Here is a 14,956-nt window from a genome sequence, read left to right on the forward strand (position 1 = left end):
TAGCATATTCAATGCGGTACAGCGTCCTGTGTTCCTCTGCTATCGACAACCCGTACCGCTTTTCCCTCGGAACGCGGCAACGTACCCGGTTCAACCACGCTGACCTGCGCGCTGATGCCAATCAGCGATTTAATATGGTGCTGCAGCTGCTTCGCGGTTTCATCACTGCGGCTGGCATCCAGCGTCGTCTTTCTCTCCACCCGCAGCGCCAGGTGGTCAAGATTGCCGCTGCGGCTCACTTCCAGCAGATAATGGGAGGAGAGGCCAGGGCAGCGCATAATCTGCTCTTCAAGCTGGGAGGGAAAAATGTTGATACCCCGCACGATTAGCATATCGTCCGAGCGGCCGCTGATAGCGGCCATGCGCCGCATCGGCCTCCTGCCGCCGGGCAACAGAGAACTCATATCGTGGCTGCGATAGCGGATCACCGGCATTGCTTCCTTGCTCAGGCTGGTAAAAACCAGCTCACCGCGTATTCCGGCAGGCAGCAGTTCCAGCGTCAGAGGATCGATGACTTCAGGATAGAAATGATCTTCCCAGATGGTGGAGCCGGCATCCGGGCCATCGCACTCAATCGCCACCCCCGGCCCCATCACTTCGGAGAGGCCATAGATATTACAGGCTGTGATCCCCAGCCGGCTCTCGATCTCACCGCGCAGTGCGGCGCTCCATGGCTCGGCGCCAAGCACCCCCAGCCGTAGCGAGCAGCCGCGCGCATCACCCCCCATGCGCCGCTCCAGCTCATCGGTCAGCGCCAGACAGTAAGACGGGGTCGCCATTATTACGTCCGGCTGCAGGTCGAGGATCAACTGCGCCTGCTTTTCAGTCTGTCCGGTGGAAGCCGGGATCACCGTGGCACCGAGTTTTTCCGCACCGTAGTGCGCCCCCATCCCCCCGGTGAACAGGCCGTAGCCATAAGCAATATGGACCTTATCACGTGAGGTTACTCCCACCGAACGCAGGCAGCGAGCCACCAGCCCGGACCAGCGCGCCAGGTCGGCGGCGGTATAACCCACCACCGTCGGTTTTCCGGTGGTGCCGGAAGAGGCGTGCAGGCGCACAATCTGCTCGGAGGGGACGGCAAAGGTGGCAAAAGGATAGTTGTCGCGCAGATCCTGCTTGGAGGTGAAAGGGAACTTAACGATATCGCTCAGCTGCCGTAAATCGCCGGGGTGTACGCCCGCCGCGGTAAACTTTTTCCGGTACATCGGCACGTTTTCCCAGGCGTGATGCAGTGTCCACTTCAGCCTCTCCAGCTGCAGGGCTTCCAGTGCCTCGCGTGAGGCATATTCGATCGGATCAAGGGTTGGAACCAGGCTGCTCATTTTGTCTCTCCCTGATAGATGATGTGATTGCCGTGCTGACCCCGCGCGGCGTGTTGGCTGCTATCTTCCGCTGAAGTGTGCCTGCCGCTTTGTCAGGAAAGCGTTGACGCCTTCGCGGTAATCGTCACTGCGCCCGGCCTGCTGTTGCAGGTCGCGCTCCAGATCCAGCTGCTGACTGAGGGTGTGGGTGGCCGCTGCCTGCAGTGCCCGCTTGGTCATACCCAGCGCGGCGGTTGCCTGCCCGGCCAGACGCTGCGCCAGCTGCATGCAGGCGTTTTCCAGCTGGTCATCCTCCCACACCTGCCAGATCAACCCCCAGTTCAGGGCCTGCTCTGCGCCGATCTTATCGCCCAGCAGGGCCATACCCGCCGCCCGGGCGTAACCCACTTTGCGCGGCAGAAACCAGCTGGCGCCACTGTCCGGCACCAGCCCTACGCGGCAGAATGAAAACAGAAAGCTGGCCGAACGTGCGGCCAGCGTCAGATCGCAGGCCAGCGCCAGCGAGGCCCCGGCTCCGGCTGCCACGCCGTTAATCGCGCCGACCACCGGCTTTGGCAGCGCGGTCAGCCGTCGGATCAGCGGGTTATAGTGTTTTTCAACCGACAGCCCGAGGTCGGCGGGGTTATCGCCCGGGCGAGTACGGCGGTCGCTGAGATCCTGCCCGGCGCAAAACGCCCGGCCGGCCCCGGTCAGCAGCACGCAGCGCACGGCGTCGTCGGTTTCGGCGCGTTCCAGCGCGGCGGCCAGCGCCAGGTGCATCGCGGGATTAAAACTGTTCAGCCGCTGCGGGCGGTTAAGGGTAAGTTGCAGCACGCCGTGCGTCAGCCGTGCAAGCACCGGCGGCTGATGTTCGCCGGCCTGCTGCCCGCCGTCAGCGCTGGCCTGTGGTGAATTCGGTGTCTCGTTCATCATGGCTCCTAAACGTCAAAGTCCAGCACCACGCCGTCGCCTTTCGGCCATGCCTGGCAGCTGAGGATATAGCCTGCGTTCAGCTGATCCTGTTCGAGGCTGTAGTTGACCTCCATCGTCACGTCGCCGGATTTCAGGCGGCATTTGCAGGTGGCGCAAACCCCGCCCTTACAGGCGAAGGGCAGGTCGATCCCCTGGCGCAGCGCAGCGTCCAGAATGCTGCGGTCCTGCGGCTGCAGGGCAATTTTCTGGCGGCGGCCGTCATGCAGAATTTCCACGTCGCAGCGCTGATCACGGCTGGTGCGGATGGGTAACGGGTGCTGGTGGCCGGCATCAAACTGTTCGCGGTGAATATTCTGTGCGGCGATCCCGGCCTGTCCCAGCGCGCTTTGTGCGTTGTCCATCATCGCCGTCGGGCCGCAGATAAACGCCTGTTGAAAGTGGTTCAGCCCGATCAGGGCATGCAGCTGCGCCAGGTAACCGGCGTCGATATGCCCGCTGAGTAACGGGCTGTCCGAGCTTTCCTGGCTGAACAGCCAGAAGAGTTGCAGCCGCTGCAGAAAGCGATCTTTCAAATCGGCCAGCGTCTGGCGAAACATCGCCGACTGCGTATGGCGGTTGGCGTAAACCAGCGTGAAGCGGCTGTCGGGCTCCTGCTGCAACGTGCTGCTGATAATCGCCAGCAACGGCGTAATGCCTGACCCTGCCGCCAGTGCCAGATAATCACCCTGGTGCCCGGGACGGGGCCGGTAGCCAAACTGCCCCTGTGGCGGCATGACGTCCAGCGTGTCGCCGGGGTGCAGATGCCGGTGCAGATGCTGTGAAAAGCGGCCGCCCGGCACCGCCCTGACGCCAATCTGCAGCCGGTTATCTTCTGGCGCGGAGCTGATGGAGTAACAGCGGCGCAGATCTTCGCCATCAACGCGGGCGCGCAGGGTGAGATGCTGGCCGGGCGTGAAGCGCCAGATCTCCGCCGCGCCCGGAGGGAGGGCAAAGGTAATGGCCACGGCATCGGCCGTTTGTCGTTCAATGGCCTCTACCGTCAGATGATGAAACTGTGACATCGTTTTCCCCTCACAGACACTTGAAGTAATCAAAGGGTTCGCGGCACGCGCAGCAGCGGTACAGCGCTTTACAGGCGGTAGAGCCAAACTCACTGATTTGTTCGGTGTGCAGACTGCCGCAGCGCGGGCAGGCAACAGGGCAGATCGTCGCTGCCGCACAGCGGTGGGGCGGCGCAATGCCAGCCTCCAGCAGCTTGCGGCGGCCAGTCTCACTGATCCAGTCACTGCTCCAGGCCGGATGCAGACTAACCACCACCTCGGCCGACGGATACCCTGCCTGCTGCAGCCGCTGGCGGATGTCGTCCTGCAGGAACCTGGTGGCCGGGCAGCCGGAGTAAGTGGGTGTCAGCACCACCTGCCAGCCAGCCGGAGCTGCATTGACCGCGCGGATCATCCCCAGCTCGGTAATGGATAACAGCGGCAGCTCCGGGTCGGGGATCTGCCGCAGACAGCGCCAGATACCGGCAACAGCAGGATGCTGCAGAGTCATTTGCGTGATCTTCATCGTCCCCCCTTACCAGCAGCAGCCAGGCTGGCTGCGTGGCAGGAACTGCATCTCTGCCAGCAGATAGCCAAAATGTTCGCTGTGCTGCCCCTGTTTACCGCCGTGGCGCCAGGCCGCCTCAGTCGGTGGGGTCAGGGTGGCGGCCTGCAGCACCGGGGCGGTCAGCGTATGCCAGGCCGCCTGCAGTGCGGCCGCATCGGGCGCGATCCCTTGCTGCAGCAGGCGCTGCTCGGTTGCATCGCTGAGAAAGGGTTCAGCGGTAAAGCGCCACAGCCCGTTCAGCGCCTGCTGCATTCTGTCATGGCTTTGCAGGGTGCCGTCGCCGAGCCGGATCATCCAGCCGCTGCTGAAACGCAGGTGATAGGTGACCTCCTTCAGCGCCTTGGCTGCTATCGCTGCCAGCGACGCATCACGGCTGAGGCTGAGCTGCCGGTACAGGCAGTGGTGCCACGCATCCAGCAGGAACTGGCGCACCAGCGTGTCGTTGAAACCGCCGTTAGGCTGCTCGGCCAGCAGCAGGTTACTGAACGCGGATTCGTCGCGCTGAAAAGCGAAGCGATCCTCATCCCAGCCCGGCCCGGCCAGTCCGGCGGCATACTGATAGAAATTCCGCGCCTGGCCCAGCAGATCCAGCGCGATGTTGGACAGTGCGAGGTCAATCTCCAGCTCCGGCGCGTGGCCGCACCAGGCGCCCAGCCGCTGGGCGAGGATCAGCGGCGTATCCGCCAGACGCAGCACGTAGTGCAGCAGGTCATCCTGTGGAAGGTTCATCCGGCCTCACATATTTTTGATGCCATCAGGCAGCGGGAAGAAGGTCGGATGGCGATAGATTTTATCGTCAGCCGGGTCAAAGAATGCGCCGCGATCCTCCGGCTGTGAGGCGCAGATTTGCGCGGAAGGCACCACCCATACCGAGCTGCCTTCCCCGCGCCGTGTGTAGGCATCGCGGGCGTTTTCCAGCGCCATCTGCCCGTCGGCGGCGTGCAGGCTGCCGACGTGGCGATGAGCCAGCCCCTGCTGGCTTCGGATAAAAACTTCATACAGCGGCCATTCCTGAGTCATTAGGTGCTCCTGCAGCGTGGGATGGATGTTTTGTAGCGTGGGCCAGTGCAGCTTCGCGCACCCAGCTGCCCGCCTGCCAGGCCAGGTTTTTGGCCGCAAGCCGCTCGTAATTGCAGATGCCGTGGCCGGCGATCACCGCATAAAACGCCTGCCAGTCGATCTCACCAAAACGATAGTGACCGCTGGCCTCATCAAAATGCAGCGCCGAATCGGGGGCGGTCATTCCCAGTGCCTCCAGCTGCGGTACGGTGTTATCAATAAATTTCTGCCGCAGCTCGTCGTTGCTGTGGCGCTTTATTTTCCATGCCAGGCTCTGCGCGCTGTGGGTGGAGTCTTTGTCACTGGGGCCAAACATCATCAGCGCCGGCCACCAGAAGCGATTGATGGCTGCCTGCAGCATGGCGCGCTGCTGCGGCGTGCCGCAGGCCAGCGCCAGACAGGCGTCATAGCCCTGGCGCTGGTGAAAACTCTCCTCCTTGCAGATTTTCACCATCGCCCGTGCGTAGGGGCCATAAGAGGTGCGGCACAGCGCCACCTGATTAACAATGGCCGCGCCATCGACCAGCCAGCCAATGACCCCGATATCGGCCCATTCCGGGGTCGGGTAGTTAAAAATTGACGAGTATTTCATCCGGCCCGCCAGCATCTTCTGATACAGCTCGCTGCGGCTGCAGCCGAGGGTTTCGGCGGCGCTGTAGAGGTAAAGCCCGTGCCCGGCTTCATCCTGCACTTTGGCCAGCAGAATTGTTTTACGGTGCAGGCTGGGCGCGCGGGTGATCCAGTTCGCCTCCGGCAGCATGCCGACCACCTCAGAATGGGCGTGCTGGCCAATCTGGCGGATCAGTGTCTGGCGGTAGGCATCAGGCATCCAGTCGCGGGGTTCGATCGCCCGCTCGTCGGCGATGGCGGCGTCAAATCGCCTCTGCAGGTCGGCGTTATCCATCGTGCTCTCCATTTAATTTGATTCACTATTCGGTGTTAAATGAAAAAATAAGTATCATTTATCCACTCTACGAGCAGCGCCTTCCCTGATCCACACAGGAAATGTGGTTTTACGATCGCGCTTCACAAATATTTTTAAAAAACGATATTTAACAGTGATTTAATTTTTTAAATGACAAGTGCATTAAAAATGCGTTTTCCATTTTTAGCAAAAACAGCGCTGGTTAGATTTTGCTGTAATGTGATACACCATAAAAATGATAAGTATCATTAAATGGTATTGGTGGAGGAAGAATGGAAAATGTGACCAGTTATTTGTGTGGCATCTGGGCGTTCGGTAAAGGCAACGCCCGCCGGTTTAACCATCCATTAAGCGGTGAAGCCGATTATCAACTGTGCAGCGCGGGGCTGCCCCTGGTGGAAAGCCTGGCTTACGGGCGTTTGCACGGTGGCCAGGCGCTGGTAGCGATGACTTTTCTGCAGCGTGGGCAGATGCTGAAGGCACTGGCAAAATTTTTGCTGGCCAACAAAGAGCGCCTTTATGCCCTTTCGGCCCGCACCGGGGCCAGCCGCCGCGATGGCTGGGTGGACATTGAGGGCGGCATCGGTACGCTGTTTACCTATGCCAGCCTCGCCGGTCGCGAACTGCCGGAGGACACACTGTGGCTGGAAGACGACGCTATCCCGTTGTCAAAACAGGGGCAGTTTGTTGCCCGGCATCTGCTGAGCAGCCGTCAGGGCGTGGCGCTGCATATCAACGCTTTTAACTTTCCCTGCTGGGGGATGCTGGAGAAACTGGCTCCCTGCTGGCTGGCCGGGATGCCGGCGATCGTCAAGCCTGCCAGTACCTCGGCACCGCTGGCGCAGGGTCTGGTCAGGCTGATTACCGACAGCGGGCTGGTGCCGGAGGGGGCGCTGCAGCTGATCTGCGGTGAGGTGGGGGACCTGCTCAGCCATCTCGATTATCAGGATGTGGTCACGTTTACCGGGTCGGCGCAGACCGGCAGGCAACTGCGGGCTCATCCTGGCCTGCTGGCGAAATCCATTCCGTTCAGTATGGAGACGGATTCGCTGAACTGTTGCATCCTCGGCGATGACGTGACGCCAAAAATGGCTGAATTCTCACTATTTATTGATGAAGTCGTACGCGAAATGACCAGCAAGGCCGGTCAGAAATGTACCGCTGTCCGCCGCATTCTGGTGCCTGAAACGCAGCTGCCAGCGGTACAGCAGGCGCTGTCTGAGGCGCTGGCTGCGGTGGTGGTGGGTGACCCGGCGCTACCCGGGGTCAGCATGGGCGCGCTGGCCAGCCACGCCCAGCGTGAGGCGGTGCAGCAGCAGGTTGACCGGCTGCTGAGTAGCGGCTGCGAGGCGTTGTGTGGCGGTTCGCTGGCGCAACTGGAGCTGAGCGAGGGCAGCAACCCGGCGGGTGCCTTTTACCCGCCCACCCTGCTGCTGTGCCGTGACCCGCTGCACAACGAGGCAGTACACGGTGTGGAGGCGTTCGGCCCGGTGGCCACGCTGATGAGTTACGCCAGCCGTGAACAGGCGATTTCGCTGGCGCTGATGGGCCAGGGCAGCCTGGTGGCGACGCTGGTCACCGCCGATCCGGCGCTGGCGGCACAGACAGTAAGGGCTGTCGCCTGTGCCCACGGCCGCCTGCTGGTACTGGACACGGCGGCAGCGGCAGAGTCCACCGGCCATGGCTCGCCGTTACCGCAACTTGTTCACGGCGGCCCGGGGCGCGCCGGCGGTGGCGAGGAGCTGGGCGGGCTGCGGGCGGTCAAACACTATATGCAGCGCACCGCCGTGCAGGGCAGCCCATTGATGCTGGCGGCGGTGGGCGGCCAGTGGCTGCGCGGCGCGCCGCTGCACACCGACCACCGCCACCCGTTCCGCAAACACTTTGAGGAGCTGCAGCCGGGCGACGGCGTGCTGACCGCCCGGCGCACGATTACCGAAGCTGACATCGTCAACTTTGCCAACCTCAGCGGCGATCGTTTCTATGCCCACACTGACGAAACCGCCGCCGCGCAGTCGCTGTTTGGTGAGCGGGTGGCACACGGCTACTTTGTGGTTGCCGCCGCCGCCGGGCTGTTTGTCGATGCCGGGGTCGGCCCGGTGCTGGCCAACTACGGGCTGGAAGCGCTGCGCTTTACCCATCCGGTTAAAATCGGCGATACCCTGCAGGCGCAGCTGACCTGCCTGAGCAAGAGAAGAAAAGCCCCCAAAACGGACGAACCGCCCTGTGGCGTGGTGGCGTGGGACGTACAGGTCTTTAACCAGCACCAGCAGCACGTCGCGCTTTACCGCATCCTCACTCTGGTGGCGCAGCGGGTACCGTCGGCCTGAGTCGCTTTAATTGCACAGCAGCCATTGTTTTTCTCCTAAGCTGTTCTTAAAGTGAAAAAAACGACCCTACCGGAGAAAACAATGATCAGAGTGGAAATGCTCGCTACGGGTGACGAAGTCCTGCACGGGCAGATCGTCGATACCAATGCCGCCTGGCTGGCTGCGCTGCTGTTTGAGCACGGCCTGCCGATGACCAGCCGCCAGACGGTGGGCGACAGCCTGCCGGAGCTGGTGCAGGTGCTGACTGAACGCAGCAAGGTCGCCGACGTGCTGATCGTCAACGGTGGCCTCGGCCCGACCAGCGACGACCTCAGCGCACTGGCCGCCGCCACGGCGGCAGGCGTTCCACTGCAAATTCACGCCGAATGGCTGGCAAAAATGGAGGCGTTCTTTGCCAGCCGGGGCAAGGTGATGGCACCGAGCAACCGCAAACAGGCTGAAATCCCCCTTGGTGCCGAAATGATCGATAACCCGGTTGGCACCGCCTGTGGCTTTGCGATTGAGCTGAACCGCTGCTGGATCTTCTTCACCCCGGGCGTACCGTCGGAATACAAGGTCATGGTCACCGATCAGATCCTGCCGCGCCTGAAAGCGCGCTTCCAGCTGCCCGAACCGCCGCTGTGCCTGCGCATGACTACCTTTGGCCGCGGCGAAAGCGACCTGGCCTCAGAGATCGAAGCGCTGTCGCTGCCTGACGGACTGGTGATGGGCTACCGCGCATCGATGCCGATCATCGAACTGAAGCTGAACGGCCCGGCGTCAAGACTGGCCGAGATGGAAGCATTCTGGCAACAGGTACGCGAACTGGCCGGCGACAGCGTCATTTTTGAAGGCTTCGAAACGCTGCCGGAACAGCTGGCGCGCCGTCTGCATGAACGCGATTTGCGCCTGAGCGTCAGCGAGCAGTTTACCGCCGGCCTGCTGCAGTGGCAGCTGGCCTCCGGCGGCAACGAACTGGCCGCAGGTAACATCCTGCCCACCCAGCCGGAAACGCTGGCCGAACTGGCCGCCCGCGCAGAGCAGCTGGCGCTGGAAAGCGGGGCCGAACTGGGGCTGGTGGTCGGCGGCATCCATGACGACTTACTGGGTTTTGCGCTGCACACCCCGCAGGGGACACACGCGCAGAAAGTGCGCTTCAACGTCAGCCGGTACGCTCTGAAAGCGCGACAGGACATGGTCGCCATGCTGGCGATGAACATGCTGCGCCGCTGGCTGAACGAACAAAGCGTCACCACCGGCCACGGCTGGATCGACGTGGTGGAAACGCTCTCATAGTTAATGAATCATTGCTGAATGCTGAATGCTGAATGCTGAATGCTGATTTTTCCCTACAGACGACTCAGAACGTAAAGCGAAGGGAGCCTGTACACGGAGCAAAGCATCACGGGACAGGGATGTCCCGTGCTGAGCCGTCAGGGACGACGTTTTTTGCGTCTTTGCGGAGTGTACAGGCTCCCTGAGCCGTGCACAGACTTAACGGTTTTCTCCAAAAGACGACTCAGAACATAAAGCGATGGGAGCCTGTACACGGAGCAAAGCATCGCGGGCCAGGGAAGGCCCGCGCTGAGCCGTCAGGGACGACGTTTTTTGCGTCTTTGCGGAGTGTACAGGCTCCCTGAGCCGAGCACACTGCTCCAACAGGCGCTGCCTTAAGCTTTTAAGCTTTTCCAGCGAGCACAGCCCACCTGGTCCGGAAACGGAATGGCACAAGGTGCCGATCAGAGATCGATCTCAATATCACCCTGCGGCCGACAACAGCAGGGTAAAATCTCCCCCGGCTGCACAAACGCCAGCGGCTTCTCAGCATAGCTCACCTGGCCCTTCAGCAACTGCACGCGACAGGAACCGCAGTAACCTTCACGGCACTGATACTCCACGCAGATCTGCTGTGCTTCAAGCGTTGCCAGCAGGGAAGGGTGCTCACCCTGACACTCCAGCTGCGTACCCGAAGCACGCAGCGTAATCAACGAACGGGACATCGAACGGGCCGCTTACAGCTCGAAATCGCTGAGATCGTCGGTGTTCACTTCCGCATCGATCTGGCCGACCAGATAAGAGCTCACTTCCACTTCCTGCGGTGCCACCTGCACGTTATCCGACACCAGCCAGGAGTTGATCCACGGAATCGGGTTAGAACGGGTCTTAAACGGCAGATCCAGCCCCACCGCATTCATACGGATATTGGTAATGTACTCAATGTACTGCCACAAAATATCTTTGTTCAGGCCGATCATCGAACCGCCGCTGAACAGATACTCCGCCCACTCCTTCTCCTGCTCGGCCGCCAGCACAAACAGGTCATAGCACTCCTGACGGCACTCGGCGGCGATCTCCGCCATCTCCGGATCGTCTTCGCCGCTGCGCAGCAGGTTAAGCATATGCTGGGTGCCGGTCAGATGCAGGGCCTCATCACGGGCGATCAGCTTGATGATCTTGGCGTTACCCTCCATCAGCTCGCGCTCGGCAAACGCGAACGAACAGGCAAAGCTGACGTAGAAGCGGATCGCTTCCAGCGCGTTGACGCTCATCAGGCAGATATAGAGCTGCTTCTTCAGCGCGCGCAGGTTAACGGTAACGGTCTTATCGCCCACCTGATGGGTACCTTCACCCAGCAGATGCCAGTAGCTGGTCATCTCGATCAGATCGTCGTAGTAGCCGGAAATATCTTTGGCGCGCGACAGGATCTGCTCGTTGGTGACGATATCGTCAAACACCAGCGACGGATCGTTAACGATGTTGCGGATGATATGGGTGTAAGAGCGCGAGTGAATGGTCTCAGAGAACGCCCAGGTCTCAATCCAGGTTTCCAGCTCCGGGATTGAAATCAGCGGCAGCAGCGCCACATTCGGGCTGCGGCCCTGAATCGAATCCAGCAGGGTCTGATACTTCAGATTGCTGATAAAGATGTGTTTTTCGTGGTCCGGCAGCGCCTGATAATCGATGCGATCGCGGGAAACATCCACCTCTTCCGGACGCCAGAAGAACGACAGCTGTTTTTCGATCAGCTTTTCAAAAATGTCGTATTTCTGCTGATCGAAACGGGCAACGTTAACCGACTGGCCGAAAAACATCGGCTCTTTCAGCTGGTCATTTTTATTCTGTGAAAACGTGGTGTAAGCCATCAGTAGTTCCAGTGTCTTGATGCCGGAAACGCCGGCCGGTATGAAAAGATAGCGGCCGGGAGAGCCCGGCCGACGGTATCACGTACAGAGACCGGGTTGCCCCGGCCCTGTTCAGCTGTATCAGATTTTGCAGGCGCCGCTTTCGCAGCCGTCATCCTGAATCGATGGCGCCAGATCGTCCTGCGCATCTTCCGCGCCGTCGCGGGTGTTCTGATAGTACAGCGTTTTCACGCCGAACTTATAGGCGGTCAGCAGATCTTTCAGCAGCTGCTTCATCGGCACCTTACCGTTGGCAAAGCGCGTCGGGTCGTAGTTGGTGTTGGAAGAGATCGCCTGATCGATAAATTTCTGCATCAGGCCAACCAGCTGCAGATAGCCGTCGTTGTTCGGCATCTCCCACAGCAGCTCATACTGGTCTTTCAGGCGCTCATACTCCGGCACCACCTGACGCAGAATGCCGTCTTTCGACGCCTTAATGCTGATATGACCGCGCGGCGGCTCGATACCGTTGGTGGCGTTGGAGATCTGCGACGAAGTCTCAGACGGCATCAGCGCCGACAGCGTGGAGTTACGCAGGCCGTGGGTTTTGATTGACTCACGCAGCGCTTCCCAGTCGAGGTGCAGCGGCTCGTCGCTGATCGCATCCAGATCTTTCTTGTAGGTGTCGATCGGCAGAATGCCCTGCGCATACGTGGTTTCGTTGAACCACGGGCAGGCACCCTGTTCGATCGCCAGATCGTTGGAGGCCTTCAGCAGCCAGTACTGGATCGCCTCGAAGGTTTTATGCGTCAGGTTATTGGCGCTGCCGTCGGAGTAACGCACGCCGTTCTTCGCCAGGTAGTAGGCGAAGTTAATCACGCCAATACCTAAAGTACGGCGACCCATGGCACCGCGTTTGGCGGCCGGGATTGGATAATCCTGATAGTCGAGCAGCGCGTCCAGCGCACGCACGGCGAGGGTGGCCAGCTCCTGCAGGTCGTCCAGGCTGTCGATGGCACCGAGGTTAAACGCCGACAGCGTACAGAGGGCGATTTCACCGTTCTCGTCGTTCACGTCCAGCAGCGGCTTAGTCGGCAGCGCGATCTCCAGGCACAGGTTTGACTGACGCACCGGCGCGATGGTCGGGTCAAACGGGCTGTGGGTATTGCAGTGGTCAACGTTCTGAATGTAGATACGACCGGTGGAGGCGCGCTCCTGCATCATCAGCGAGAACAGCTCAACCGCTTTGATACGCTGCTTACGGATGCTGTCGTCTTTTTCGTATTTGGTGTACAGGCGCTCAAACTCCGTCTGGTCGGCGAAGAAGGCGTCGTACAGGCCCGGCACGTCAGACGGGCTGAACAGGGTGATATCTTCGTTTTTCAGCAGGCGCTGATACATCAGCTTATTCAGCTGCACGCCGTAGTCCATATGGCGCACGCGGTTGCCTTCCACGCCACGGTTGTTTTTCAGCACCAGCAGGCTTTCCACTTCCAGATGCCACATCGGGTAGAACAGCGTGGCTGCCCCGCCGCGCACGCCGCCCTGTGAACAGGACTTAACGGCGGTCTGGAAGTGTTTGTAGAACGGGATACAGCCGGTATGGAAGGCTTCACCGCCGCGGATCGGGCTGCCCAGCGCGCGAATGCGGCCGGCGTTGATGCCGATACCGGCGCGCTGGGAAACGTACTTCACGATCGCACTGGAGGTGGCGTTAATCGAGTCCAGGCTGTCGCCGCACTCGATCAGCACGCAGGAGCTGAACTGGCGGGTCGGGGTACGCACGCCGGACATGATCGGCGTCGGCAGCGAGATTTTAAAGGTGGAGATCGCATCGTAGAAACGCTTAACGTAGCTCATGCGCGTATCGCGCGGGTAGCCGGAGAACAGGCAGGCGGCGACCAGGATGTAGAGGAACTGCGCGCTCTCGTAGATCTCACCGCTGACGCGGTTCTGCGCCAGATATTTGCCTTCCAGCTGCTTGACCGCGGCGTAGGAAAAGTTCATATCGCGCCAGTGGTCAATAAAACCGTCCATCTCGGCGAACTCTTCCACGCTGTAGTCTTCCAGCAGGTGACGGTCATATTTGCCCATATCGACCATGCGTTTCACCTGGTCAATCAGCGCCGGCGGCTCAAACTGGCCGTAGGCTTTTTTACGCAGGTGGAAGATCGCCAGGCGCGCGGCCATGTACTGGTAGTCCGGCGCGTCACGCGAGATCAGGTCGGCGGCAGACTTGATGATGGTTTCATGAATATCAGAGGTGCGGATGCCTTCATAGAACTGAATATGTGAACGCAGTTCAACCTGAGAGACGGAGACGTTTTGCAGCCCTTCGGCAGCCCAGTCGAGCACACGGTGGATTTTGTCGAGATCGATGCGTTCGGTGCGGCCGTCGCGTTTGGTTACAAGCAGACTCTGATTCATGTCGCGTTTTACCTGTCCTTATAGCAAATAATCCCCACGTTTATACACAGCCTGCTCATTGTGAGTAACTCTGTGGATAAACACTATATGTAGGGGTTGGAAGAAGTTGTTGTCACTAGATGGGGCATATTTTAGGGTTTTCCCCATGCTTAACAAGGCTTGATTTTCGCAGGGTTTTGAGGGCGGGTGACGGGGTATTTGGCTAAGTCCGCGTATCTAAAGGCTCCAGGTTGATGTCAATGGGCAGAGAATTATTTTGCACAAAAAGTTCGATCGCGGAATTCTTGCGCATTCTTCGCGAATCGACTAATGGGACGGCAAAAGCCAGCATATCCGTGGGGTGACCGGGCAGGGAGCCAGCAGGGTAAACAGGTTCGCCCTGCTAACCGGCGTCGGCAGGGCGGCGAAATAAACGGGCGGAAGGATCCGCCCGCTGCGGGTTAATCCGCCAGCTCGCGGTGGGTGTGCACCATGTAGTTAACGTCGACGCCGGGGGCCAGCTTAAAGTGGTTAGTCAGCGGGTTGTAGTGCAGGCCGATGATATGGCGCTCGCGCAGCGGCGTTTCATCCACCCAGTTCAGCAGCTCGCCGGGGCGGATAAATTTCTTAATATCGTGGGTGCCGCGCGGCACCATGCGCAGCACGTACTCCGCGCCGATAATCGCCATCAGCCACGCCTTGCTGTTACGGTTAATGGTGGAGAAAAACACCTCGCCGCCGGGCTTTACCAGCCGCGCGCAGGCGTGCACCACCGAACGCGGGTCCGGCACGTGCTCCAGCATCTCCATACAGGTCACCACGTCGTACTGGCCGGCGAACTGCTCCGCGTGCTCTTCGACGGTTTGCTGCACGTAGTCGATGCTGACGCCGCTCTCCAGGGCGTGCAGGCGCGCCACCTGCAGCGGTTCGGCCCCCATATCCAGCCCGGTGACGTTGGCCCCTTCACGCGCCATGCTCTCGGCGAGGATGCCGCCGCCGCAGCCGACGTCGAGGATCTTCTTACCAAACAGCCCACCCGAATGCTGGCCAATCCAGCCGAGGCGCAGCGGGTTGATACGGTGCAGGGGCTTAAATTCCCCCTCCAGATCCCACCAGCGTGAGGCCACTGCCTCAAATTTTGCGATCTCGCTGGCGTCTACGTTGGCGCCAGCCGGGTGTTTTTCCGTCGTCATTCGGTTCTTACTCCTGCCAAAATTTGCTGAAGTATACATCTTTCCACGCGGCGGTGGGCGGCGCAACGCCAGCCACCCGGGCGGGAATGCAATAAAG

The 14,956-nt window shown here is 60.3% G+C and carries 13 protein-coding genes; 2 read left to right on the plus strand and 11 right to left on the minus strand.

Annotated features, from left to right (window positions below; translation table 11 throughout):
- Window positions 1-8 precede the first annotated feature (8 nt).
- The 7 genes from ASF13_RS18140 to paaA are packed head-to-tail and all read right to left on the minus strand — an operon-like array spanning window position 9 to window position 5,808.
- Window positions 9-1,325: an AMP-binding protein gene (locus tag ASF13_RS18140; RefSeq protein WP_056239554.1), complete on the minus strand. Its 1,317-nt coding sequence runs from the start codon at window positions 1,323-1,325 to the stop codon at window positions 9-11.
- A gap of 60 nt (window positions 1,326-1,385) precedes the next feature.
- Entirely contained in the window at window positions 1,386-2,234 is an 849-nt protein-coding gene (gene paaG / locus ASF13_RS18145) for a 2-(1,2-epoxy-1,2-dihydrophenyl)acetyl-CoA isomerase PaaG (RefSeq protein WP_082502384.1), read from the minus strand.
- A gap of 8 nt (window positions 2,235-2,242) precedes the next feature.
- On the minus strand, window positions 2,243-3,298 hold the full coding sequence (gene paaE, locus ASF13_RS18150; RefSeq protein WP_056239557.1) for a 1,2-phenylacetyl-CoA epoxidase subunit PaaE: 1,056 nt from the start codon (window positions 3,296-3,298) through the stop codon (window positions 2,243-2,245).
- A 10-nt stretch (window positions 3,299-3,308) separates the two neighbouring features.
- Window positions 3,309-3,803 carry a 1,2-phenylacetyl-CoA epoxidase subunit PaaD gene (paaD, locus tag ASF13_RS18155; protein WP_056239560.1) on the minus strand — a complete coding sequence of 165 codons (495 nt, stop codon included), beginning with the start codon at window positions 3,801-3,803 and terminating at the stop codon, window positions 3,309-3,311.
- A gap of 9 nt (window positions 3,804-3,812) precedes the next feature.
- Window positions 3,813-4,574 (minus strand): 1,2-phenylacetyl-CoA epoxidase subunit PaaC, encoded by a 762-nt coding sequence (gene paaC, locus ASF13_RS18160; RefSeq protein WP_056239563.1) that lies wholly within the window; start codon window positions 4,572-4,574, stop codon window positions 3,813-3,815.
- 6 nt (window positions 4,575-4,580) lie between these two features.
- The gene (paaB, locus tag ASF13_RS18165) at window positions 4,581-4,865 is read right to left on the minus strand and encodes a 1,2-phenylacetyl-CoA epoxidase subunit PaaB (RefSeq protein WP_056239566.1); all 285 of its coding nucleotides are present in this window, start codon (window positions 4,863-4,865) and stop codon (window positions 4,581-4,583) included.
- Window positions 4,840-5,808 (minus strand): 1,2-phenylacetyl-CoA epoxidase subunit PaaA, encoded by a 969-nt coding sequence (gene paaA, locus ASF13_RS18170; protein ID WP_056239568.1) that lies wholly within the window; start codon window positions 5,806-5,808, stop codon window positions 4,840-4,842. The genes paaB and paaA overlap by 26 nt, the downstream gene beginning before the upstream one ends.
- A 293-nt stretch (window positions 5,809-6,101) precedes the next feature.
- Between paaA and paaZ the strand changes: the two genes are divergently transcribed.
- Both paaZ and ASF13_RS18180 read left to right on the plus strand, forming a co-directional pair.
- The gene (gene paaZ, locus ASF13_RS18175; protein ID WP_056239572.1) at window positions 6,102-8,159 is read left to right on the plus strand and encodes a phenylacetic acid degradation bifunctional protein PaaZ; all 2,058 of its coding nucleotides are present in this window, start codon (window positions 6,102-6,104) and stop codon (window positions 8,157-8,159) included.
- Window positions 8,160-8,240: 81 nt separating this feature from the next.
- Window positions 8,241-9,434 (plus strand): nicotinamide mononucleotide deamidase-related protein YfaY, encoded by a 1,194-nt coding sequence (locus ASF13_RS18180; RefSeq protein ID WP_056239576.1) that lies wholly within the window; start codon window positions 8,241-8,243, stop codon window positions 9,432-9,434.
- A gap of 443 nt (window positions 9,435-9,877) precedes the next feature.
- On the opposite strand, the gene yfaE is transcribed toward ASF13_RS18180, so the two are convergent.
- The 4 genes from yfaE to ubiG all read right to left on the minus strand — a co-directional run bounded on the left by yfaE (window position 9,878) and on the right by ubiG (window position 14,859).
- Window positions 9,878-10,138, minus strand: coding sequence for a class I ribonucleotide reductase maintenance protein YfaE (gene yfaE, locus ASF13_RS18185; RefSeq protein WP_056239579.1), 261 nt, complete (start codon window positions 10,136-10,138; stop codon window positions 9,878-9,880).
- A gap of 12 nt (window positions 10,139-10,150) precedes the next feature.
- Complete coding sequence (gene nrdB, locus ASF13_RS18190) at window positions 10,151-11,281, minus strand: class Ia ribonucleoside-diphosphate reductase subunit beta (RefSeq protein WP_056239582.1); 1,131 nt, start codon at window positions 11,279-11,281, stop codon at window positions 10,151-10,153.
- Window positions 11,282-11,401: 120 nt separating this feature from the next.
- The gene (gene nrdA, locus ASF13_RS18195; protein WP_056239584.1) at window positions 11,402-13,687 is read right to left on the minus strand and encodes a class 1a ribonucleoside-diphosphate reductase subunit alpha; all 2,286 of its coding nucleotides are present in this window, start codon (window positions 13,685-13,687) and stop codon (window positions 11,402-11,404) included.
- Window positions 13,688-14,127: 440 nt separating this feature from the next.
- On the minus strand, window positions 14,128-14,859 hold the full coding sequence (gene ubiG, locus ASF13_RS18200; protein WP_056239587.1) for a bifunctional 2-polyprenyl-6-hydroxyphenol methylase/3-demethylubiquinol 3-O-methyltransferase UbiG: 732 nt from the start codon (window positions 14,857-14,859) through the stop codon (window positions 14,128-14,130).
- Window positions 14,860-14,956 lie beyond the last annotated feature (97 nt).

Source organism: Erwinia sp. Leaf53 (assembly GCF_001422605.1).
GTDB lineage: Bacteria > Pseudomonadota > Gammaproteobacteria > Enterobacterales > Enterobacteriaceae > Erwinia.

What these genes read in the sequence shown, in the direction of transcription:
- paaB (WP_056239566.1), bottom strand. Translation starts at nt 4,865, where the DNA reads ATGACTCAGGAATGGCCGCTGTATGAAGTTTTTATCCGAAGCCAGCAG.
- paaG (WP_082502384.1), bottom strand. Translation starts at nt 2,234, where the DNA reads ATGAACGAGACACCGAATTCACCACAGGCCAGCGCTGACGGCGGGCAG.
- paaE (WP_056239557.1), bottom strand. Translation starts at nt 3,298, where the DNA reads ATGTCACAGTTTCATCATCTGACGGTAGAGGCCATTGAACGACAAACG.
- ASF13_RS18140 (WP_056239554.1), bottom strand. Translation starts at nt 1,325, where the DNA reads ATGAGCAGCCTGGTTCCAACCCTTGATCCGATCGAATATGCCTCACGC.
- ubiG (WP_056239587.1), bottom strand. Translation starts at nt 14,859, where the DNA reads ATGACGACGGAAAAACACCCGGCTGGCGCCAACGTAGACGCCAGCGAG.
- paaC (WP_056239563.1), bottom strand. Translation starts at nt 4,574, where the DNA reads ATGAACCTTCCACAGGATGACCTGCTGCACTACGTGCTGCGTCTGGCG.
- paaD (WP_056239560.1), bottom strand. Translation starts at nt 3,803, where the DNA reads ATGAAGATCACGCAAATGACTCTGCAGCATCCTGCTGTTGCCGGTATC.
- yfaE (WP_056239579.1), bottom strand. Translation starts at nt 10,138, where the DNA reads ATGTCCCGTTCGTTGATTACGCTGCGTGCTTCGGGTACGCAGCTGGAG.
- paaZ (WP_056239572.1), top strand. Translation starts at nt 6,102, where the DNA reads ATGGAAAATGTGACCAGTTATTTGTGTGGCATCTGGGCGTTCGGTAAA.
- nrdB (WP_056239582.1), bottom strand. Translation starts at nt 11,281, where the DNA reads ATGGCTTACACCACGTTTTCACAGAATAAAAATGACCAGCTGAAAGAG.
- ASF13_RS18180 (WP_056239576.1), top strand. Translation starts at nt 8,241, where the DNA reads ATGATCAGAGTGGAAATGCTCGCTACGGGTGACGAAGTCCTGCACGGG.
- paaA (WP_056239568.1), bottom strand. Translation starts at nt 5,808, where the DNA reads ATGGATAACGCCGACCTGCAGAGGCGATTTGACGCCGCCATCGCCGAC.
- nrdA (WP_056239584.1), bottom strand. Translation starts at nt 13,687, where the DNA reads ATGAATCAGAGTCTGCTTGTAACCAAACGCGACGGCCGCACCGAACGC.